Origin of the sequence: Bacillus sp. RC51 (assembly GCF_044908115.1) — a bacterium.
GTDB classification, from domain to species: domain Bacteria; phylum Bacillota; class Bacilli; order Bacillales; family Bacillaceae_G; genus Bacillus_A; species Bacillus_A mycoides.
Map to the genome: position 1 here is coordinate 361,065 of NZ_JBIYCW010000001.1, position 21,270 is coordinate 382,334.

The 21,270-nt window shown below is 34.3% G+C and carries 19 protein-coding genes, 1 pseudogene, 1 riboswitch and 1 other annotated feature; of the genes and pseudogenes, 14 read left to right on the forward strand and 6 right to left on the reverse strand.

Annotated features, from left to right (window positions below; genetic code table 11):
* Positions 1 to 76: 76 nt before the first annotated feature.
* Positions 77 to 208, reverse strand: a complete 132-nt coding sequence (locus ABH959_RS01910) for a DUF3934 family protein (protein ID WP_000047589.1) — start codon at positions 206 to 208, stop codon at positions 77 to 79.
* A 408-nt stretch (positions 209 to 616) separates the two neighbouring features.
* Positions 617 to 876 (forward strand) — a binding site (T-box leader).
* Positions 877 to 946: 70 nt separating this feature from the next.
* Between ABH959_RS01910 and asnA the strand changes: the two genes are divergently transcribed.
* Entirely contained in the window at positions 947 to 1,930 is a 984-nt protein-coding gene (asnA, locus tag ABH959_RS01915) for an aspartate--ammonia ligase (RefSeq protein WP_016104478.1), read from the forward strand.
* Between the two features lie 136 nt (positions 1,931 to 2,066).
* Positions 2,067 to 2,509 (forward strand): annotated as a pseudogene (locus tag ABH959_RS01920) (helix-turn-helix domain-containing protein).
* A gap of 270 nt (positions 2,510 to 2,779) precedes the next feature.
* Here ABH959_RS01920 and ABH959_RS01925 read toward each other — a convergent pair.
* Together ABH959_RS01925 and ABH959_RS01930 are read right to left on the reverse strand one after the other, a co-directional pair.
* Entirely contained in the window at positions 2,780 to 3,232 is a 453-nt protein-coding gene (locus ABH959_RS01925) for a VOC family protein (protein ID WP_113938087.1), read from the reverse strand.
* A 344-nt stretch (positions 3,233 to 3,576) separates the two neighbouring features.
* On the reverse strand, positions 3,577 to 4,806 hold the full coding sequence (locus ABH959_RS01930) for an aspartate kinase (protein WP_113938088.1): 1,230 nt from the start codon (positions 4,804 to 4,806) through the stop codon (positions 3,577 to 3,579).
* A 201-nt stretch (positions 4,807 to 5,007) separates the two neighbouring features.
* Positions 5,008 to 5,194: riboswitch (Lysine riboswitch) on the reverse strand.
* Between the two features lie 192 nt (positions 5,195 to 5,386).
* On the opposite strand from ABH959_RS01930, the gene ABH959_RS01935 reads away from it, so the two are divergent.
* Genes ABH959_RS01935 through ABH959_RS01945 form a run of 3 tightly spaced genes read left to right on the forward strand, consistent with a single transcriptional unit; the run spans position 5,387 to position 8,542 of the window.
* Complete coding sequence (locus ABH959_RS01935; protein ID WP_404492214.1) at positions 5,387 to 6,295, forward strand: DoxX-like family protein; 909 nt, start codon at positions 5,387 to 5,389, stop codon at positions 6,293 to 6,295.
* Positions 6,296 to 6,299: 4 nt separating this feature from the next.
* A complete protein-coding gene (locus tag ABH959_RS01940; protein ID WP_113938090.1) occupies positions 6,300 to 6,911 on the forward strand; it encodes a DUF4166 domain-containing protein in 612 nt (203 codons plus the stop codon).
* A 5-nt stretch (positions 6,912 to 6,916) separates the two neighbouring features.
* On the forward strand, positions 6,917 to 8,542 hold the full coding sequence (locus ABH959_RS01945) for a YndJ family protein (RefSeq protein WP_404492215.1): 1,626 nt from the start codon (positions 6,917 to 6,919) through the stop codon (positions 8,540 to 8,542).
* 28 nt (positions 8,543 to 8,570) lie between these two features.
* On the opposite strand, the gene ABH959_RS01950 is transcribed toward ABH959_RS01945, so the two are convergent.
* The gene (locus ABH959_RS01950) at positions 8,571 to 9,056 is read right to left on the reverse strand and encodes an 8-oxo-dGTP diphosphatase (protein ID WP_404492216.1); all 486 of its coding nucleotides are present in this window, start codon (positions 9,054 to 9,056) and stop codon (positions 8,571 to 8,573) included.
* 183 nt (positions 9,057 to 9,239) lie between these two features.
* Here ABH959_RS01950 and ABH959_RS01955 point away from each other — a divergent pair, with 183 nt between their 5' ends.
* The 4 genes from ABH959_RS01955 (at position 9,240) to ABH959_RS01970 (ending at position 13,883) form a co-directional block, all read left to right on the forward strand.
* Positions 9,240 to 10,484 carry an N-acetylmuramoyl-L-alanine amidase gene (locus ABH959_RS01955; protein ID WP_113938093.1) on the forward strand — a complete coding sequence of 415 codons (1,245 nt, stop codon included), beginning with the start codon at positions 9,240 to 9,242 and terminating at the stop codon, positions 10,482 to 10,484.
* 253 nt (positions 10,485 to 10,737) lie between these two features.
* Positions 10,738 to 12,117: an S-layer homology domain-containing protein gene (locus tag ABH959_RS01960; protein ID WP_404444758.1), complete on the forward strand. Its 1,380-nt coding sequence runs from the start codon at positions 10,738 to 10,740 to the stop codon at positions 12,115 to 12,117.
* A gap of 196 nt (positions 12,118 to 12,313) precedes the next feature.
* Positions 12,314 to 13,576, forward strand: coding sequence for an MFS transporter (locus ABH959_RS01965; RefSeq protein ID WP_113938094.1), 1,263 nt, complete (start codon positions 12,314 to 12,316; stop codon positions 13,574 to 13,576).
* A 28-nt stretch (positions 13,577 to 13,604) separates the two neighbouring features.
* Complete coding sequence (locus tag ABH959_RS01970) at positions 13,605 to 13,883, forward strand: hypothetical protein (RefSeq protein ID WP_404492217.1); 279 nt, start codon at positions 13,605 to 13,607, stop codon at positions 13,881 to 13,883.
* Positions 13,884 to 13,902: 19 nt separating this feature from the next.
* Here the strand turns inward: ABH959_RS01970 and ABH959_RS01975 are convergent, their stop codons facing one another.
* Positions 13,903 to 14,367, reverse strand: coding sequence for a hypothetical protein (locus ABH959_RS01975; RefSeq protein ID WP_404492218.1), 465 nt, complete (start codon positions 14,365 to 14,367; stop codon positions 13,903 to 13,905).
* Between the two features lie 244 nt (positions 14,368 to 14,611).
* Here ABH959_RS01975 and ABH959_RS01980 point away from each other — a divergent pair, with 244 nt between their 5' ends.
* The 4 genes from ABH959_RS01980 (at position 14,612) to ABH959_RS01995 (ending at position 19,461) form a co-directional block, all read left to right on the forward strand.
* Complete coding sequence (locus tag ABH959_RS01980) at positions 14,612 to 16,054, forward strand: carbon starvation CstA family protein (protein WP_404492219.1); 1,443 nt, start codon at positions 14,612 to 14,614, stop codon at positions 16,052 to 16,054.
* A gap of 90 nt (positions 16,055 to 16,144) precedes the next feature.
* On the forward strand, positions 16,145 to 16,957 hold the full coding sequence (locus ABH959_RS01985; protein ID WP_404492220.1) for a polyphosphate kinase 2 family protein: 813 nt from the start codon (positions 16,145 to 16,147) through the stop codon (positions 16,955 to 16,957).
* 179 nt (positions 16,958 to 17,136) lie between these two features.
* Complete coding sequence (locus ABH959_RS01990) at positions 17,137 to 17,676, forward strand: PadR family transcriptional regulator (RefSeq protein ID WP_219301977.1); 540 nt, start codon at positions 17,137 to 17,139, stop codon at positions 17,674 to 17,676.
* Positions 17,677 to 17,712: 36 nt separating this feature from the next.
* The gene (locus tag ABH959_RS01995) at positions 17,713 to 19,461 is read left to right on the forward strand and encodes an MFS transporter (protein WP_404492221.1); all 1,749 of its coding nucleotides are present in this window, start codon (positions 17,713 to 17,715) and stop codon (positions 19,459 to 19,461) included.
* Positions 19,462 to 19,498: 37 nt separating this feature from the next.
* On the opposite strand, the gene ABH959_RS02000 is transcribed toward ABH959_RS01995, so the two are convergent.
* Positions 19,499 to 19,693, reverse strand: a complete 195-nt coding sequence (locus tag ABH959_RS02000; RefSeq protein ID WP_404492327.1) for a hypothetical protein — start codon at positions 19,691 to 19,693, stop codon at positions 19,499 to 19,501.
* Between the two features lie 170 nt (positions 19,694 to 19,863).
* Here ABH959_RS02000 and ABH959_RS02005 point away from each other — a divergent pair, with 170 nt between their 5' ends.
* The gene (locus tag ABH959_RS02005; protein ID WP_078184293.1) at positions 19,864 to 21,132 is read left to right on the forward strand and encodes an MFS transporter; all 1,269 of its coding nucleotides are present in this window, start codon (positions 19,864 to 19,866) and stop codon (positions 21,130 to 21,132) included.
* Positions 21,133 to 21,270 lie beyond the last annotated feature (138 nt).

A 21,270-nucleotide genomic window follows, 5' to 3' on the forward strand; every position in this document is an offset into this window, starting at 1 on the left:
TATTTTGTTTTGTACAAAGTAAAGAGATAAAGTGAAACTTTAATCAGTGGGAGTTGTTCATCTCCCACTATTTATTTTATTTCTTTGTACCTTTACTTTTGTATGGTTTTGCAGCTTTCTTTTTCGCACTTGATTGCCAACGGTTCCATCCTTTACTTCCTGTACCTTGTCCTACACCTTTTTTCGGTTTTGCTTTCGTTTTACTCATATGATCACTCCGTTATATAAAAAATCTGATTTGATAATAGCCAATGTTTTAGAAAAATACTATCGATAAATGACTATGCTTGCTTTAAATAAAAACAAACTGCTTGAATGCTATAGTATATCATGAAATTGCAAGTAAACTGAAAGGAATTATAAAGAAAATGAAAATAATAAGAAATACTGCGGATTCTATATTTCGAACAATCACACTAGTTGTTGTATATATGTTAGTTTCAATTAGTGAAATGTTTTTTGGATTGAAGAGACAAAGGAAATAAAAATGTTATATTAAGAACAATCGGTAAAGGCATAAAATAAAGAATTGAAAAATTTTTTAAAACTTTTTGTTGACTTTATCTATTTTTTGTATAGAATAATCATTAATAAAATGTTTCAGAGATGTGACAATAAAACGACTATGAAAGGACGAGTAGTAGTAGGATGTAGTTTAAGCGAGTCAGGGACGGTGTGAGCCTGATACGAAGCCTATTATGAAGAACCTCCTGGAGTCGCTAACCGAAATCCTTTATAGGAAAGTAGACTTAGCCGGGAACTTCGCCGTTACAAGAAGAGCAGTATCGAGATTTTTTGATCTCCGTACTGTATAAGTGAGCAACCTCTGTTGCTAATTTGGGTGGTACCGCGGAACCAAAGTCTTTCGTCCCAGTTTTTTGGGAAAGAAGGGCTTTTTTTGTTGGCTTCTTTTCACAACATCCAAACATTTTAGGAGGAAACCACCATGTATCAATCATTAATGACAGTAAGAGAGACTCAAATCGCAATTAAGGAAGTTAAAACATTTTTCGAGGATCAATTAGCAAAACGTCTTGAACTATTCCGCGTATCTGCACCATTATTCGTAACGAAAAAATCAGGATTAAACGATCACTTAAACGGTGTAGAACGTCCAATTGAATTTGATATGTTACATTCAGGAGAAGAATTAGAAATTGTGCATTCACTAGCGAAGTGGAAAAGATTCGCATTACATGAATACGGATATGAAGCTGGTGAAGGTTTATATACAAACATGAACGCGATTCGTCGTGATGAAGAACTTGATGCAACACATTCCATTTATGTTGACCAATGGGATTGGGAAAAAATCGTTCAAAAAGAATGGCGTACTGTCGATTACTTACAAAAAACAGTACAAACAATTTATGGAATATTCAAAGAATTGGAAGATCACTTATTTGAAAAGTATCCGTTCCTTGGAAAGTATTTACCAGAAGAAATTGTTTTCATTACTTCTCAAGAACTGGAAGATAAATATCCAGAATTAACACCGAAAGATCGTGAACATGCAATTGCGAAAGAACACGGTGCAGTCTTTATTATTGGAATTGGTGATGCACTCCGTTCAGGTGAAAAGCACGATGGACGCGCATCCGATTATGATGATTGGAAATTAAACGGTGACATTTTATTCTGGCACCCAGTACTACAAGCTTCGTTCGAATTATCATCAATGGGAATTCGTGTTGATAGTAAAGCACTTGATGAGCAATTAACGAAAACTGGTGAAGACTTCAAACGTGAGTATGATTTCCATAAAGGTATTTTAGAAGACGTACTACCATTAACAATTGGTGGTGGTATTGGACAATCAAGAATGTGTATGTACTTCTTACGTAAAGCACATATCGGTGAAGTTCAATCTTCTGTATGGCCTGATGATTTACGTGAAGCTTGCAAGAAAGAAAACATTCATTTGTTTTAATAGAAGTGAGAGGATAGCTCAAAGAGTTATTCTCTCTTTTTTATAGTGTAAACGAGTGGTTTACAGTGGGTTTTACTAATGGTTTCTTTCTTTTTTGGATCCTTTTATGTAATAATTTGTTAAAGGAGGGGACGTTATGAGCTTAGGACAACAACTTAAAAGATTACGAGAGTCAAAAGGGTTTTCACAAGAAGATGTTGCTAAGAAAATTGGTGTGACAAGGCAAGCTGTGTATAAGTGGGAACATGATAAAAGCTGTCCGGATATTGATAATTTAATTTTGCTTAGCGAAATGTATAATGTCACGCTAGATGAATTAATAAAAGGAAACCAAAGCTTTAAAGAGAAAATACATATTGATGAAGATGAGGATTTTGAGAAAGAGAATGAGTTTGGTTTTTATATTGGATTTGGTTTGGTTTGCTAATTATGAGTGCTTTCATTGATTACGAAGGAATTCAAGAGATTTTATTAGGAGCTGCGCTATTCATGATGGTCTTTTATTCCGACGTGAAGAAAGTTATTTTGAATGAATTTCGCTCGTTATTTAAAGGGAAAGATATATATGATAAGAAGTGAGAAGAGTCCGTTATATTTCCTAGGAAAAGGTATTGCGAATAATTTAATTGTTTTATAGCGGTTTTTATATATAGGTAATATGTTAAAAAGCTGTTTGTATAGAGTCTTGAAATCTATGTGTAAAATGATAATAAAGTTATTTAATTTTAAAAGCTCAAACGAGTATAGCCCCGTTCTAAAGCTAGGACGGGGTTCAAAATTTAAGTTTTATTAAGCGTAAAGTTCTTTCAAATATTTTTACTTCAGTAAAGACTTCTAATAAAACATTACTTATTTATTACCGAGTTCTTCCGCTAAACCGATTAAAATTCCTTCGGTTCCACGAATGTAGCAGAGTCGATACGAGTTCTCATACTGAACTACTTCACCAACGAGCTGAGCACCATGCTTAGTCAGTCTCGATACCATTTCGTCAATGTCTTCGACGGTGAACATGACGCGCAAATAACCGAGGGCGTTTACAGGAGCTGTCCGATGGTCTGCTATAGTAGGTGGGGTGAGAAATCGCGAAAGTTCAATTCGGCTGTGGCCATCTGGCGTAACCATCATAGCAATCTCCACGCACTGAGTACCCAATCCGGTTACGCGACCAGCCCATTCACCTTCAACAGTAGCTCGCCCTTCGAGATTCAAGCCAATCTCCTCGAAGAAAGAGATTGCGTCATCAAGTGATTCTACAACGATGCTGACATTGTCCATTCGTAGTAATCGGTTGTTTGCCATAGTTTTTATCTCCTTTTATGTATAAATTTATTATTTAATTATCCTTATAATTATACTAAAATCTCTTCTAAACAAAAAACATCTTGTCACAGTGTAGGAAAATGTGACAAGGTGTTTTCGGGCATAGTATATAAAATCTTGTTAACGAATAACACTTCGTAAACCCTTTACTATTGAAATATGCGAGAACTTTATTTCGTGAATGCTATCATTTCAAGAATTTGATACTGTAATTGCTATTCGATAGAATAACTTCGACTTTCCCACAAAACAGTCCTACCCTGTTTCTATTTATATAGGAAGGAAATAGATTCATATATTTTTTAAAGTTTTACCGGTGGAAATTAACTCATCTGCACTAAAGGTTCAATTTTCGCCATAAATGATTGATGAAGTGCTTCAACACCCGTTACTAAATGAAGACGGTCAATAACGACAGATACTTTAATTTCTGATGTACTTACCATTTTAATATGAATATCTTCTTCTTTTAAAGTAGTGAACATATTCGCAGCAACTCCTGGGTTAGATACCATACCAGATCCTACAATTGATACTTTTGCTAAATGATTTTCATGTTCTACAGATTCATAGTGAAGTGCTTCTTGATTTTGTTCCAATACTTCTAATGTTTCTCTTAAATCATTAGAATGGATTGAGAAGGAGAGGTGAACAGTTCCTTCATTTGTAATACTTTGAATAATAATATCTACATTAATATGTGCTGCTGCTAATGTAGAGAAAACTGTTGAAAGTGCACCTTGTTCTAACCCTTTAATTGTGACACGTGTAATATTATCCTCAAATGCAATACCTTTAACGATTGATTGTTGTTCCATGTTACATTCTCCCCTTACAATTGTTCCGTTTTCTTGTTCCATACTTGAGCGAACTTCTAAAATTACATTATGATTTTTAGCAAATTCAACAGCGCGTGGGTGTAATACGCCAGCACCGAGGTTGGCAAGCTCTAACATTTCGTCATAAGAAATTTCATCTAATTTATAAGCATCTTGTACAACTCGTGGATCAGTCGTATATACGCCGGTCACATCCGTATAAATATCACATTTTTTTGCTTTTAGTGCAGCAGCTAATGCGACAGCAGTCGTATCGGAGCCACCGCGGCCAAGTGTGGTAATTTCATTTTCTTCACTTATTCCTTGGAAACCAGCTACTATAACAATCGTGCCTGCAGTAAGGTAAGACTGAATACGAGTGGTGTTAATGTCAGTAATCCGTGCACTACTATGTACAGATTCTGTCGTAATACCAGCTTGCCATCCTGTTAATGAAATTGCGTTATAACCTTTTGTTTGTAGTGCTATTGTTAATAATGAAATAGTTACTTGTTCTCCTGTAGATAGGAGCATATCCATTTCACGTTTACTTGGATTCTCAGTAATAGCGTTAGCAAGTGCTACAAGTTTATCCGTACTTTTTCCCATTGCTGAAACGACAGAGACAATACTATGTCCTCGTTCATATTCTTCAATAATTAAATTTGCTACATGTTGAATGCGTTCGACGCTTCCGACAGAAGTACCGCCAAATTTTTGTACAATCGTTTCCATTACAAATTCCTTCTTTCGTCCATTTTTAAGAATAGGTTAGGACATATACAAATCCCAATATTCCTGTAGTTACCAGAGAGAAAAACAAAAAACACCATCTCAAATAAGTGAGGATGGTGCTGTTACAGGAAAAGGGAAACAGAAAACGGAGCTAATAAAAAAACCGCCAAAAAAGGAATATCATAAAAATGATATCTCTTTTTTGTAGATAGCTCTTCATACGTACACGTCTGTACATATGACAGTTCTGTTTCTATTCGAAAACAGCCCCAATTGATAAATGCAGAGAAATTTATCAATTTCGGCAACACTTCCTTTCCTCTAAAATCATAGACATCTCTGTGTCTCCTTTAGAATACTTATAAGCGTTGCAACCTCTATCTCACGTTTTAGGCGAGAGTGTATGATTTATGAAGTTGTTGGTAACATTTGTTTTATAATAATTTAAATTTTTCAGGGAATCAAGTGTTTTTTGTATTTTTTTGAAATTCTATCTTTTTATTAAATTAGTTTGTGAAAAATGTAGCAAAATAAATTCATTGCATGTACATTGAAAATATAGCGCATGGGAGGTGGAAGGATGGGGAAGAAAAAACCTATTTATGTAGCAACAGAAATGAACACAACAATGGAGAAACTATGGGCATATACACAAGAGCCTGATATACATACAGAATGGGATGCTCGTTTTACTGAAATTTCGTATTTAGAAAAAAAAGAGGGAGAACCACAGAAGTTTTTATATAAAACAAAGATCGGATTTGGTCTTGAAATAGCCGGAGAAGGGGAATCGATAGGTGAAATAAGAAAAGAAACTGGGGAGCGCATTTCCTCTTTGAAATTTTGGACAGACAATCAATTATCACTTATACAAATTGGGCGTGGTTATTGGAAGTATACCCCGAATGGAGAACATATTCATTTTGAAACGCAATATGATTATGATACAAGGTTAGGTCGTATAGGAAATGTGATGGATTTATATATTTTTCGTCCACTATTAGGTTGGGCAACAGCATGGAGTTTTGATGCTTTAAAATTATGGTTAGAAAAGGGACTTCATCCAAAGTTGCTAATTAGAAGAACGATGACGTATTGGCTAGTTTGCTTTTTATTTGCTTTCGTATGGTTATATCAAGGGATTGTACCGAAATTGATGTTTACTCATTCAGAAGAAGTAAAGATGCTTTCTGCACTAATCGGATCGAATGAAAGTAGTATTTTTATACTTAAAATAGTTGGATTTTTAGAAATAATATGGGGTGTTATGTGGCTATTGCCACTTCAAAAGCGAAAACTATTTATATTGCATATTATATTGTTGATAGTTTTAACATTAGCGGCAGGATCGACGAATATCGCTAGTTTTACGCAACCGTTTAATCCGATTACATTAAATTTTCTTCTAATAGGGTTATCGATTGTCGGTTATATAAATAGCACTAATTTGCCAAGCGCAAAAAATTGCAAGAGGACGAGAAAGGGATAAGTATATGGTTAATATTTATGAAAGATTATTAGGGGATTCTTATAAAAGGCTTCATCCAAAATTGCAGGGACGATATGCGATAACAAAGGAAAATAGCTTTATTGGGGAAGGGGAAATGGATGAAATTTATGGGGGATCTTTTTTCGTTAAATTAATATTAAAAATTACATCGAAGTTCCGTATGTTTTTCTCTGAGCGAGGGCAAAAAGTTCCGTTTGTGATACATAATACCGCTGAGCGAGATGGACAGGGGAAAGAATTTGTACGGTGGAATCGTACTTTTTATTTTCATAATAAGAAAAGATATTTTAACGCTGTTATGAAGTTGGATGAAGAGAATAATGAAATTGTAGATTATTTTGGTGAGCCACATATACTCGTTTCTACATTGAATTTCTATATTGATGAAAAAGGCGGGATACATATTTCCTCAAAGAAACAATGGTTTTATATGTTTGGTAGAAAAATTCCGTTACCAAAATTTTTATATGGAGAGGCAAAAATTGTTGAAAGTTATGATGATGCACTGCAATGTTTTCGAATTCATGTACAAGTACGGAATCCGTTAATTGGTTCGTTATTTTCATATAAGGGAACATTTGTGGAAAGGAAATAAACGAGATGAAAAATATACTATTTGGGCTTGCTTGTTATATTATATTTCTAATATACGAGTGGTCGAATGTAAATCCTGTTGAAGCAATCATATTGTTATCTATTTTGTTATTTATACCGATGTCATTTTGCATTATTGATAAGAAAACAAGAAATGGATCGTATGTATTATTTTATAAATTTGTATCGCTTTTATATCCAATTGCAGCAGTTAGTGCAATGCTAGCTTTCGTAACAAATCACTTTTTCTTTGCGCTACTTTGGTTTGTATATACAGGAATCGTTGCATTATTTGGTGTAAGTAGATTGCTAGAAAGAGGATGGAAGCCTCTAGAAGAAGTAGCTATAGATAGTGCGTTTATTTATTTGTTTTTAGGTGGTTTTTGGTTTTTTGCTTCAGTAGCAAAGGTTTCAATTATGCACTTTAGTTCTGACATTGTTTTACTTACAGCGGCACACTTTCATTATTCGGCATTTCTATTGCCGTTATCAGCTGGTTTACTTGGAAGAAAAAGAGAACAGGGAAGTAAGTTATATGATGCTATTATGTTTATCATCGTCATTTCTCCAATGACAGTTGCAATAGGAATTACGTATTCGAGGGTATTTGAATTTTTTGCAGTGTTCATATATTTATGTGCCATTTATGGATATGGAGTTTACGTGTGGAGAACGAAATTCAATACTATAAGTGCGAAGGTACTTTTAGTTCTTTCTTCTAGTACACTTATGGTAACAATAATGTTTTCACTCATATATTCATACGGGAATTTCAAACAAGTAATGACGATTACAATTGCACAAATGGTCTGGATTCACGGTGTTGTAAATGGAATTGGAGTAGCGTTACCAGCTTTTCTTGGTTGGATGATTGAAAAGAGTACTCCGAATTATAAATATTACGGGAAAACAATGAGCAGGTTAAGAGGAAATGCGACAGTTGGTGAAGCATTTTTACATAACAGAAATTTAATAGATAGCAAGGAATACAAAGGTTTAGTTGATAAAATGAATGATTTTCATAGTGAGGCATTTGACATGACGAAGATTCCTTTAAGTATTATTCGTTTTTATGAAAATACAAAAGAGTATGAGTTACAATCGCATATTAAATGGACTCGTTGGTTCCGCCCGGTTGCATTTTGTTATGAGAAAATGAGTAAGCGTGTAGGACAAATACATTTAGGAATGGGCGGCAAGTGGGAAACGATGCATGGCTCTATCATTGGGATAATAGATGAGAAGGATGGAAGAGAGAATGTAAGGGCTTGGCTAAGAAAAAATGAAGCAGGAGAGTCTGTTTTTGTAGCCCTCTATTCAAAGCATGCATACAAGAACGAGACATATATGAATATCGCATTGCCTTTACCATATTCGAATATGACTGGTATTTTGAAGTTGTACAATGATACGAACCAGTTAATGATTACAAGTAAGCTAAGAGAGCGTCGTAAGGGAGATGAAGGGATATACTTACATACCCGCTTCTTTACAATACGCTTACCATTAGCAGAGACTTTTATTATTAAAGAGAGAAAGGATCGAATATTAGAAGCTAATCATAGAATGTGGATATTTGGAGTTAATTTTTTAGAAATTGATTATGAGATTAAGAAAATAGAGGGAAAGTAAGAAAGGCTTGGAGAGATTCCAAGCTTTTTTACGTATGGATAATTGTCATAGCAACTTGTTTATCCAAGTCTTGGTCCCAAACACGCTGAATTTCAAACGTACCTTTTTCAAAAAATAATGGGAATCTCTCTTTAAACCAATCTTGCATAGGAAGATTGAGTGCTGTATCAATTGGCACCCATAATAATTCGCCTTCAGGAGGATTCAAAAGGAGTTCACCTTCAAATGAATCTGTCCAATAGTTAAATACCATATATCGAACATTTTCTTTCGGATTTACGTATGCATCTAATCCCTTAAAAGTTAAATTTGAAACAAGTAATCCAGTTTCTTCTTTTACTTCTCGTTTAGCAGCTTGAACGATACTTTCTGGAAAATCTACTTTACCGCCAGGAGCGATGTAACCAGGGAAGCCTAGATGATCCGGCCGTTGTATTAGTAATACTTCGTTATTATGCTGAATCATACACATTGTATAAATGCGGTGTTCGACGCTTTTCCAATTCGTGCTCATACGAATCTCTCCTCTTATATAATAAGAATCTTATAGTTTAACTATAGTTATTTGTTCCAAAAAATACAATAATAATACAAAATTATACAAAATTATACAAAATTCGATTGACTATTACTAATTTTCAGAACTATAATTAGTCTGTTACATAAAAACATTGTACTTGAGAGGGGAATATATTCTATGAAAAATAGAATAATCGCAGCAGGAATAATTGCAGCTAGTATATTATCTTATTCATCTAGTAGTTTCGCACAAACAAAAACATTTCCAGATGTCCCAGCAGGGGGCTGGGCAGAAGGTTCTATTTACTATTTAGTAGAGAAAGGTGCAATTAAAGGTAATGATGCAGGAATGTTCGAGCCTGGAAAAGAAATCACTCGTGCAGAAGCAGCAACAATTATTGCGCAAACTTTAAAGTTACCGATTGATAATGCGGCTCAGCCAACCTTTACAGATTCTAAAACTCATTGGGCAACTCGATTTATTGCCGCTGTAGAAAAAGCAGGAGTAATTGCAGGGAAAGGAAACGGGATTTTTGATCCAGACGGTAAAATTGACCGAGTTTCTATGGCAGCGATGCTTGTTGGGGCGTATAAATTAGATGCGAAAGTAAAACAACCATTACCAACAAAATTTGCAGATTTAAATCCTAGTTGGGGAAAAGATAAAGCGAACATTTTAGTAGAATTGAATATTTCACAAGGTGTAACTAGTACAGCTTGGCTACCTAATAAAACTGTAACGAAGGCAGAAGCAGCGCAATTTATTGCAAAATCAGATTCTCTTAAAATTCCAGATGCATTAGAAGGAAAAGTAATTATTATTGATCCAGGTCATGGTGGGAAAGATTCTGGGAAGCCGACACAAGGATTATATGAAAGTGATATTGTATTAGATACATCGAAAAGATTACAAAAATTACTAGATAAAAATACTCCATTCCATGTGTTGTTAACACGTGAAACGGATATCCGTCTTGGTGAAAATCAACCTGAGGACCTTAAAAACCGTGTAGAGTTCGCGAAAGAGCATAATGGAGATATTTTTATAAGTATTCATGCAAATGGCTCTAACAATCATGATGGATATGGAACGGAGACTTTTTATTATAAAGGATCTGAAACGAAAGAATTAACTGAACGTGAAAAAGATAGTCGTATGTTAGCAGAGAAAATACAAAAACGAGTAGTTAAAGCTCTAGATACAAGAAATCGTGGTGCGAAACCAGAAGACTTTTATGTACTAAGAGAAAATGAGATGCCTGCAGTATTAACTGAACTAGCATTTTTAGATAATAGTGCAGATTATGAGAAGTTGGCTTCAGAATCAGGAAGACAAATTGCTGCTGAAGCAGTTTATGCTGGTATTTTAGATTATTATGAGTGGAAAGGTTTCAATGTTTCAAAATATCGTTTGGCTAAATAAAAACATCTTTTGCTAAGCCCATCTTCTATATAGAGATGGGCTTTTCATATGAGTTTATATAATTTTGTATCAAAATAAAAAGATATATCGTATTATACTGATTATAAATAAAATAATGGTAGATTAGTTTATTTGTATCACGTATACTTTTACTGTTGACTAATTAAGAGTTTGTTAGTTTGATAGGGAAAATTTTATTATAAAGGGAGGCAAGTTAACACGGGACAAGCATATACATAACGTGTTAAAAAATATGAAAAAAGTTATTTCTAATGTGTTAGCAGTGACAGTCGCACTTCAAGTAGTGATGGCTCCGGCAACTTCATTTGCAGCTGAAAAAGAATTTCCAGACGTTCCGAAAGATCATTGGTCGTATAAAGCAATTACTAATTTAACATCAAAAGAAATTATTGCAGGATATGATAATGGTAAGTTTGGATTCGGGGATGTTGTAAATCGTGAGCAAGTAGCCGCATTAATATATCGTGCATTAAAACCAGAAGCGAAAAGCGAATATAAAAATCCATACTCTGATATTAACGAAGGGACAACAATGTTCCAAAAAGAAATTTTAGCTTTAACAGATATGGGGATTTTCGTAGGTGATGGTAAAGGAACATTTAGACCGAAAGAATCTTTAACTCGTGCTGAAATGGCTGTAATTTTACAGAAAGCCTTTAAACTAAAAGTAAAAGCTAATCATACATTTAATGATGTTCCGAAAGATCATTGGGCAAATGAAGCGATTAGTGCATTAGAGTCTAACGGTGTTGCTGCAGGTAATGGAGCAGGTGCATTTAATCCAACAGGTGTTTTAACACGTGAAGAATATGCACAATTTTTATATAACGCCATGGCATCATATATCGATTTAGATGTAACATTACCTTCTAATGTAACAGCTCAAGAGATTGATAATTATATTAAAAGATATCATCCCGATAGTCCGCTTGTTGGAGTTGGACAAGACTTTATTAAAGCGCAAAACGAGTATGGCGTGAACTCTTTATATTTAGCAGCACATGCAATCTTAGAGTCTGGATACGGGAAATCAGAAATTGCATATCGTAAACATAATTTATTTGGACTACGAGCGTATGATTGGGATCCATTCGCACATGCAAAATATTTACCATCTTATGGATTAAGTATTTCATACAATGCTGATTATGTGAGAAAGAATTACTTAGAACAAGGTGCTAAGTATTTCAAAGGTTACACATTACCTGCGATGAATGTAATGTATTCAACTGATAAAGAATGGGCTGGCAAAATTGCTAATATTATGGAACGTATTAAGCCTTTCAATAACAAGGATTATCAAAATGTCAAACGATTACCGAAAAACCCTAATACATTAAATGTAGATGCATTAGGCGAAACAATTCCATATAAAGATTATGCAAAAGACGCAAAAACTACTGTTCAGTCGGTAGGGTCTTACTATCAAGTTCCATTCCCGTTTAACAACCCAATTAAGAGTGTACCAAACGTTACACAAAATGAAGTTGGAAAATTAGAAAATGGTACAAAAGTAAACGTATATCGTGAAGATCCAAATGGCTGGGTAGAATTCTCACTTGAAAATGCTCCAGAAAAATATTGGACATTGAAGAAGAACTTAAAATTATAAATAAAAAAGGTGTTTTCATATATGAAAACACCTTTTTTATTTATATTCAACACGTAATATGTGTAGATTCATTATGATGTTCTTTTTTATATTTCTACCAATAATTTAACAGTTCCATATATAATTAAAGTTATTAAAGATTGAATTTTCTGTGTTTGTTTTTGGTATTGACTTAATTTGAAAAGAGGAGAGAGATATGCAAGGAGAAATACCAACAGAGAAAAATTTAGGTTATGTCGGTAAATTGTTATTGCCAGTTAAAGTGTCACCGCACTTTAAGTTTTTATGGATTGGGCAATTACTTTCGACTTTAGGTAGTTCGATAACGATGGTTATTCTGCCAGTCGTTGTGTATTCATTAACTGGTTCAACAGTTGTAATGGGAATGACTATGGCAATGTACATGCTTCCTAATATTCTTGCGTTACCGTTTGCTGGATTAGTCGTGGATCGAATTGACCGGGTGAAATTGATGTTATTTACAGATATAATCCGCTGCATATTAATGCTATTACTTGCAACGCTTATATTTATGGACGTTTTAACAATTTCACTTCTATATGTACTCGTAGCGTTATATGGACTTATGGAAGGGATATTTCAGCCGGCGTATTCAGCTGTAAGAGCGAAAGTATTTGTACCGGAAATTCGAAATGCAGCTAATGCATTAACGCAAATGAGTAATCAAGGAATACGATTAATTGGCCCAGCACTTGGTGGGTTAATAGTATCGGTTACATCTGCAGGGATAGGATTCGGACTAGATGCAGCAACGTATTTGTTATCATTTTTATGTTTATTATTTTTAAAAGAAATTAAGTTTAAAAAAGTAAAACCCATTGAAAAGAGTAAGATCGATTACAAACAAGAGTTTATGGAAGGTATTTTAGTTTTAAAAAGTCATCCGTGGTTGTGGATTACCATTCTAGTCTTTTCTTTCGTTAATATTTGTTATGCAGGCATTATCGTTGTATTAATTCCATGGTTGTTTAATGTTCATCATCATTTTGAAGCTTACGTGTATGGCTTAGGTATGGCTGCTTCTGGTGCTGGAGCTGTAATTGCAGCACTAATTTTTGGTGGGAGGCAGCGGTGGCATAAGAGAGGATTACTTGCGTATGGTGGTGTTTTAATTAGTGGAATGGCGTTATTAATTATGCCTTTCGTTTCTTGGGCACCCGCCTTAATTGGATTAATGGCAATTGAAGGATTCGGTATCATGATATTTGGGCTTATTTGGGAAACAAGTTTACAAGAGCTTGTACCAGAAGAAGCTTTTGGAAGAGTGGCAAGTCTTGATATGTTAGGCTCATTTGCTTTATTACCATTAGGGTATGTGGTGGTAGGCTGGTTAGCTACTGTAATAGGTGGAAAGATAACAATTATAATGCTAGCTATTTTAGTACTCATAACAATTGGAATGGCATTGTCTGTACCAAGTATTCGGCGGTTCGATTGATTATGTAGGCAAAAAGGGGGAATGGTATATGACTATAGAAAATCTACATGATTTAGTAGTACATGAGTTGGGATGTAAATACGTTTTGGGAGAAAAGGTATTTGAAGCAAGGAATTTCACGGTGTATATTGCTACTCCTATAGAAAATAAAATGATATATAATCGACTCATCTTAATTAAGCATTTGTCTAATGAAGAGCCTTCCGTACATGTTTGGGACAAAAAAATCTGTGTAGACGCTACAAAAATACATATTGCAAAAGAAGTGACAGAAGCAATTCAATCGGGTTTTGTAAATAAAGAGTAAGCCCTAATCAAATTAGGACTTACTCTTCATTAAACACAAATGTTTGCTTCATTTTTTTACTCTCATGTACTGGATGACCGTTGTAAGAGAAATTCTTTTCTTCCCAAGTAATGACAACTTTAAAATTATGGCTATTAAAGTCTAATGGGAATACCATGTAGTCAAAGCTTGTATGACTTTTTGAAACGTTGTTATTAGATGAAGTAGGATTAAAGGTAGCTTTAGATGTAGGTGTGTTATCAAGTATTTCCACCGATACATTTGCAACATCATTACCAATATTTTTTAAGAGTAAACTATACGTATCATATACACCTTGTTTTGGCTGCACGGCTTGCTTGTTTGAGTTATGAGATTTGTCAATTTCGATATACCACTGTTTAGACTTTGACGCAATTGGTAGTGATTGAAATGTGTATGCACTAGCTTGTATTGGTAGTGCTAAGCAGATTAGTGAAAAGAGAGAAAATATTTTTCGTTTCATTTTTAGAGAGCTCCCATTCTTTAATGGATTTATTTGTTATTATCTTCTCTTTGTGAAAAAATATACCATATAATGTAAGGGGATATTGTAAATAAGAGAGGCTGTTTTTTTATCTTATAAAAAGAATATGCTAAAAATTCTGTATAAATCATTTATTTAATATAGTTAAATATGCTAGAATAAATTGAAAGCGATTTCTTATATGGAAATAAGAAAATGCTTTCTGAAGGGGGAGGGGATAGAAGTGATTACATTTTTAGTGTCAATCGTCGTATTGATAATCGGTTATTTTACATATGGAAAGTTAATTGAAAAGATATTTGGAGTAAATTATTCGAGAAAGACACCAGCTTATGTGAATCAAGATGGGATAGATTATGTACCTATGGATAGGCGAAAGAATTCTATGATTCAATTACTTAATATTGCAGGTACTGGTCCTATATTCGGACCAATATTAGGTGCTTTATATGGTCCAGTTGCATTTGTCTGGATTGTGATAGGAGCGATTTTTGCAGGAGCCGTTCATGATTATCTTACAGGGATGATTTCTATACGAAATAAAGGGGCGCATATTCCTGAATTAGCAGGGAAATTTTTAGGGAATGCAATGAGACATATTGTAAATGTTTTTTCATTGTTACTTTTAGTATTAGTAGGAACTGTATTTATAACAACACCAGCATCATTACTTGATATTGTATTGCAAGGAAAAGTGTCAATAACTATTATTTTATCTGTAATTTTCATATATTACATTTTATCGACTATTTTACCGATTGATAAAATTATTGGTAAAATTTATCCGGTATTAGGTGCATTATTGCTAATAAGTGCTATTGGCATAGGGGGAATGATGATAATAAAAGGCTCTCCTATTCCAGAGCTAACGTTTGAAAATATGCATCCAGACAATGCACCTATTTTCCCATTATTAATGTTGACGATTACGTGTGGTGCCTTATCAGGATTCCACGCAACACAATCACCAATTATTTCACGTACACTTCAAACGGAGAAACATGGCCGTTATGTATTTTTCGGTATGATGATTGCAGAAGCGATAATTGCAATGATCTGGGCAGCTGCGGCAATGAGTATTTTCTCTTACGGTGAATTAAATGAGCTAATTAAATCGGGTACACCAGCTGCGGTTGTAAGTGAAATCTCGAAGACGATGTTAGGTGCTGTGGGGGGCACAATAGCTGTTCTTGGTGTCATTGTATTACCAATTACATCTGGAGACACAGCATTCCGTACGGCACGTTCTATTATTGCGGATTACTTCCATTTCAATCAAACAAAATTAAAAAATCGCTTAATTATTGCGATTCCATTATTTGTTATTGCATATGGTTTAACGAAAATTGACTTTACACTATTATGGAGATATTTCTCTTGGGCTAACCAATCGACTGCAGCCATTGCGTTATGGATTGGAACGATGTATTTATTTATAAAAGGGAAACAGTATATCGTTTCTTTAATTCCAGCGATATTTATGACGCTCATGACAGTTGTTTATATTTTAAATGCGAAAATTGGTTTTAATATTCCGCTAAATACATCGTATATTGTAGGTGCGATTATTACAGTTATTTTAACTGTTGTATTCTTTATGAAAGCTGTAAGGAATAGAAGAGAGAATATTGAGGTGGATGTACAATTAGAGAAAGAAGCTGTGTAGAGATTTTCTACACAGCTTTTTTCAAACAAGAAAAAATTACCAATAAATATGTTAAAATAACATTGTCATATAACAAGGGGGATTCGTTTGATGGAAAAAGAGCATCTTGCTAAAGTAGATTTAACGAAAAAAATTGAATCAAAATCTAAGTACAATAAGAAACTTGAAAAATATCAAATGCGTTTATTAGCACTACAACAAATATTAAAAGAAGAGAAAATAGCCGTTATGATTGTTATGGAAGGTTGGGATGCGGCAGGTAAAGGCGGAGCAATTAAGCGAGTGACTGAGCATCTTGATCCACGCGGATTCCAAGTAAATCCAATTGGAGCGCCTGCTCCTCATGAAAAACGGTATCATTATTTGCAACGTTTTTGGCGGAAACTTCCTCAATATGGGCAAATTACTATATTCGACCGTTCATGGTATGGGCGTGTATTAGTTGAGCGTGTTGAAGAGTTCGCCACAAAGGAAGAGTGGACGAGAGCGTATGGTGAAATTAATGATTTCGAAAAACTATTAACTGATGATCATTACATAATAGGAAAGTTTTTCTATCATATTAGTAATGACGAACAGTTAAAGAGATTTACAGAAAGAGAGAACAACCCTCTTAAAAGATGGAAAATTACAGACGAAGACTGGCGTAATCGTGAAAAATGGGATGAGTATGTCGAAGCAATGGAAGATATGTTTGAAGAAACAAATAAGCCGAATGCTAAATGGAATATTATTGCGAGTAATGATAAATTATACGCTCGTTTGAAAACATTGAAAGTGATTATTTCATTAATTGAGGATTACTTCTTAGAACATAATATAGAATTACCTTCTTATTACTATGAAATAAAAGAAGGTAAGAAAAAGGAAACTGAATCTATGCAAGATGTAGGAGTTAAATAGTAAAAAGTTTTGTATAGGAACTATGAATAGAGGCTGTCCTGTAATTTGGAAAAACCAAATTACAAGACAGCTTTTTTAGTTAGAAACATTTTACAATTTACAGAATAAGGTATATAATCAATAATCATATTAACATTGTTAATATGATTATTGATTATATACTATGTGGGGGTCTTATTTTGAAGGGAAGAGATGTTGTTTTAGGTTTATTAATGGAAAAAGAATTGTCTGGTTATGATATTAAAATTTTGTTTGAAGATGTATTTACTCATTTTTTTGATGGAAGCTTTGGAATGATTTACCCAACTTTAAGACAATTAGAAAAAGAGGGGAAAATAAAAAAAGAGGTTGTTATGCAAGAAGGGAAACCGAATAAGAAAATGTACTTTATTACAGATGAAGGGCGTGAAGAGTTTTATAAATACATGCAAACGGATGTAGAGAAAGACGTTTTACGTTCAGATTTTTTAATGAGGATGTATTTTGGTAATTATAGTGATGATAGGGCGATAAAAAAATGGATTGAAGACGAAATTGAAAGGAAAGAAGCGTACATTGCGGATCTTCGTTTGAAATATGAAAAATGGAGAGAAGGTATTACTTTTGTTGAAGAAATTTCGCTCGATGTAGGTATTGCATCATATAGTGCACAAGTAGAGATGTTGAAGAGGAAGTTACAGCAATTAGAAGCAAAAGAAAACAATAAAACGGAAGAATGAAAAACACGTTCACAATAAATAAAGGGGTAGATTAACATGGAGCAGTCAAAGGGTATTAAGATTGTCTTTTTAATGTGCTTAGGTATTTTTCTTTGTATGATTGATACAACGATTATGAATATAGCTTTACCAGCAATACAATCGAGTGTAAATACTTCATTAGAGAAGATGTCTTGGGTATTAAATGTTTATACAATGACGATTGCAGTACTCGCAATCCCGCTAGGACGGATAGCTGATATTTTTGGGAAAGCAAAGGTGTATATTCTCGGTTTAATTATTTTTGGTGGTGGATCAGTGCTTTGTGCTTTTGCTAATACAGGTGACTTCCTTATTTTTTCTCGTTTTATACAAAGTGTTGGTGCTGCAATTTTATTTCCAACGAGTATGGTAATAGGTGTATCAGCTATGCCGTTAGCAAAGAGGCATGTTGCACTTGCTATTTTAGGAGTAACGCAAGGATTGTCAGCTGCACTTGGTCCGGTAATAGGCGGAATTATTACGCAAAATGTAGGATGGAGATGGGTGTTCTTCGTCAATGTTCCGATTTGTATTCTTGGAATCATTTTATGCTGTATTATGCTACAAATAAAAAATGAAGAACGTATTATCTCAAAAATTGATTGGATTGGACTCGTATTAAGTAGTTTAGCGATTTTTTCTTTTACTCTCGTATTAGTGAAAGGCAATACGTGGGGATGGCAAAGTAATATTGCTTTGTCTTGTTATGCAATTAGCACTATTTCTCTTATTCTATTTGTTTTAGTGGAACGAAAGATTCATAATCCAATGGTGAATTTAAATTTATTTAAAGATCGAATGTTTGTCGGAGCGTCTATCGTTGTTATATTAAGTAATTTATTCTTAATTGGCGTTACTGTATTGCTTCCAACTTTTTTGACAAAAATACAGCATCGAACGGAAATTGAAGCTGCTTTTCTAGTGACACCTATTTCAGCGATGATATTTTTTATCTCACCTGTTGCAGCAACTTTAATTAAAAAGCTTGGAAAAGTAACTATTATTTTGTCAGGGTTTCTTGTTATGGGCCTATCCTACTATTGGTTGCAAATGATTGACGTCAATTCAACAAATATAGAAATTATTATTCCGTGTATGATATTAGGTGTTGGATATGGTTTAGTAGTGGGGCCAATTACAGTTTTAAGTGCATCTTCGTTTGAAGGGGAATTATTAACTGCTTCTCAAACTGTCGTATCGATGTTACGTCAAGTAGGTATTGTATTAGCGGTTGCAATATTTGTATCTAATTTAACTCACAACTTATCTTTAAATAAAGAGAATGTATATCGTTATGCAAAAGAAAAAGTGCGTAATATTCATGTGAGTAGTGCCGAGCGAGCTGAGATATTACAAATAACAAAAGAAAAAATAGAGAAACAAAGTATAGAAACAAATGTAGAAAAGAAACAAAATGAAACATTGGTGGGATTAAGTAAAGAGAAAAAAGACGAATTAATTCACCAAAAAGTGGATGAAGTATTAAGTGGCGTTCCAGTAGAATATCGAGAGATAAAAAGAGAAGAAATTACGAATCAAGTAACAAAAGAAGTTGAAAAACAAGAGGAGAGTATAAAGAAAGAAGTACTTGCATTTTCAAAAGATGTAAGTCGGTATGCCAAAAATAAGATGGCTATGAGTTTTACTGATTTATATAAAGCGAGTGTTCCAGTTATTTTAATTTGTGCTTTAGTAAGTTTGTTATTTTGGGAAGGAAAGGCTTTGAGTAAAAAGAGAAGGGAAAGAGTGGTAGAGGAAGTGTAAAGAAAAACAGGCTAATAGCAGCCTGTTTTTCTTTACGCTAGTATGAAAAATCTGGGTTTAATTCGTTAAACTTATGACTGTAATGCCTCTTATTATTAAAACCAACAAAATCTATGCCGATGCAAGGTTCTAAGCTACATAATTTATAAGGTTGATTTGCTTCATCAGATTCTTCTATTTCCTGTACTGGATTATGTTTGCAAGCTTCGCATAATTCTAGTGTTTTTTTTATTGTTTTCTCCTTGTATATTGTGAATAGTAGTATTTTTAATATAGCATGAGATAAGTTATAGTTAGAGATTTTTTAATAATTAAAGAGACGGATGAAAAATGACATTGAATATGTAACGTTAAACATAGTACATTAACAAGAGTAATGAATTTTATTAAGTGGGTGAGAAAATGCTAGATAAGGCGGATGCTTCAATAAGTAATCATATGTATACAGAAGAAGAGCAACAAAAATTATATAAACGAACGTTAATAATCGTAAGTATTTCACAAATGTTTGGCGGAGCCGGGTTAGCCGCTGGAATTACAGTAGGTGCACTTCTTGCGCAGCAAATGCTTGGGACGGATGCGTATGCAGGATTACCGGCTGCTATGTTTACAATGGGATCTGCGGTAGCGGCTTTCTTTGTTGGGAAGTTATCGCAAAAATATGGTCGCCGAATAGGACTTGCAACAGGGTTTATAGTAGGAGGACTAGGAGCTATTGGAGTTGTATTGGCTGCGTTAACAAATAGTATTATTCTATTACTAGTTTCTTTACTCATATATGGTGCGGGTACAGCGACGAATCTACAAGCTCGTTATGCTGGTACCGATTTAGCAGATAAGAAACAACGAGCAACTGCTATTAGTATTACGATGGTTATGACGACTTTTGGTGCGGTAGCTGGTCCAAATTTAGTAGGCGTAATGGGAGATTTTGCCCATTCAATTGGAATTCCTAACCTTGCTGGTCCGTTCATATTATCAGCAGCGGCATTTATACTTGCGGGTCTTGTACTTTTTGTTATGCTTCGTCCAGATCCGTTAATTATTGCTAACATAATAGAAACATATAAACAAGAACATACATATAAAGGGCAACCAGTAACAGAAGAAATGATAGAAAATAAACGTGGTGTTACTGTTGGAGCAATCGTAATGATACTTACTCAAATAGTGATGGTTGCGATTATGACGATGACGCCAGTTCATATGGGGCATCATGGTCATGGTTTAAGTGCAATAGGGCTTGTAATTGGTTTTCATGTAGGTGCAATGTATCTTCCGTCTCTCGTTACAGGAATGTTAATTGATAAAATCGGCCGAACTACGATGAGTATAGCTGGTGGAGTAATTTTACTAGCGGCGGGTGTCATAGCTGCGATAGCGCCGAGTGATTCTTTACTATTATTAATTGTTGCTCTGTCTTTACTTGGGTTAGGGTGGAACCTCGGTTTAATAAGTGGTACAGCTCAAATTGTTGATGCAACTATACCTTCTACACGTGCAAAAACACAAGGGAAAATAGATGTATTTGTTGCGTTAGCTGGAGCTTCTGGTGGAGCGATGTCAGGTATGGTAGTAGCTAATTCAAGTTATGCGGCATTATCATTAGCGGGAGGGGCTGTAGCCTTACTGCTTATTCCAGTTGTGATATGGTCTCGGACAGGTAAATAAAATTCAGATAAAAGAAGCGGCGTTCAAAGGGAGATAATCAATCTTTGAATGCCGCTTTTTTGTGATCAACTAATAGTCTAACTGGAATCGTTGATATAATTTCATTTACCGTAATGTTAGTTGTATAAAAGGAAATTT

Bases quoted from the DNA above. Each gene is read 5' to 3' on its own strand.
- ABH959_RS01940 (WP_113938090.1), top strand. From the start codon at position 6,300: ATGGTTAATATTTATGAAAGATTATTAGGGGATTCTTATAAAAGGCTT.
- ABH959_RS01995 (WP_404492221.1), top strand. From the start codon at position 17,713: ATGGAGCAGTCAAAGGGTATTAAGATTGTCTTTTTAATGTGCTTAGGT.
- ABH959_RS01950 (WP_404492216.1), bottom strand. From the start codon at position 9,056: ATGAGCACGAATTGGAAAAGCGTCGAACACCGCATTTATACAATGTGT.
- ABH959_RS01930 (WP_113938088.1), bottom strand. From the start codon at position 4,806: ATGGAAACGATTGTACAAAAATTTGGCGGTACTTCTGTCGGAAGCGTC.
- ABH959_RS01985 (WP_404492220.1), top strand. From the start codon at position 16,145: ATGGAAAAAGAGCATCTTGCTAAAGTAGATTTAACGAAAAAAATTGAA.
- asnA (WP_016104478.1), top strand. From the start codon at position 947: ATGTATCAATCATTAATGACAGTAAGAGAGACTCAAATCGCAATTAAG.
- ABH959_RS01975 (WP_404492218.1), bottom strand. From the start codon at position 14,367: ATGAAACGAAAAATATTTTCTCTCTTTTCACTAATCTGCTTAGCACTA.
- ABH959_RS01935 (WP_404492214.1), top strand. From the start codon at position 5,387: ATGGGGAAGAAAAAACCTATTTATGTAGCAACAGAAATGAACACAACA.
- ABH959_RS01960 (WP_404444758.1), top strand. From the start codon at position 10,738: ATGAAAAAAGTTATTTCTAATGTGTTAGCAGTGACAGTCGCACTTCAA.
- ABH959_RS01925 (WP_113938087.1), bottom strand. From the start codon at position 3,232: ATGGCAAACAACCGATTACTACGAATGGACAATGTCAGCATCGTTGTA.
- ABH959_RS01955 (WP_113938093.1), top strand. From the start codon at position 9,240: ATGAAAAATAGAATAATCGCAGCAGGAATAATTGCAGCTAGTATATTA.
- ABH959_RS01945 (WP_404492215.1), top strand. From the start codon at position 6,917: ATGAAAAATATACTATTTGGGCTTGCTTGTTATATTATATTTCTAATA.
- ABH959_RS01965 (WP_113938094.1), top strand. From the start codon at position 12,314: ATGCAAGGAGAAATACCAACAGAGAAAAATTTAGGTTATGTCGGTAAA.
- ABH959_RS02005 (WP_078184293.1), top strand. From the start codon at position 19,864: ATGCTAGATAAGGCGGATGCTTCAATAAGTAATCATATGTATACAGAA.
- ABH959_RS01970 (WP_404492217.1), top strand. From the start codon at position 13,605: ATGACTATAGAAAATCTACATGATTTAGTAGTACATGAGTTGGGATGT.
- ABH959_RS01910 (WP_000047589.1), bottom strand. From the start codon at position 208: ATGAGTAAAACGAAAGCAAAACCGAAAAAAGGTGTAGGACAAGGTACA.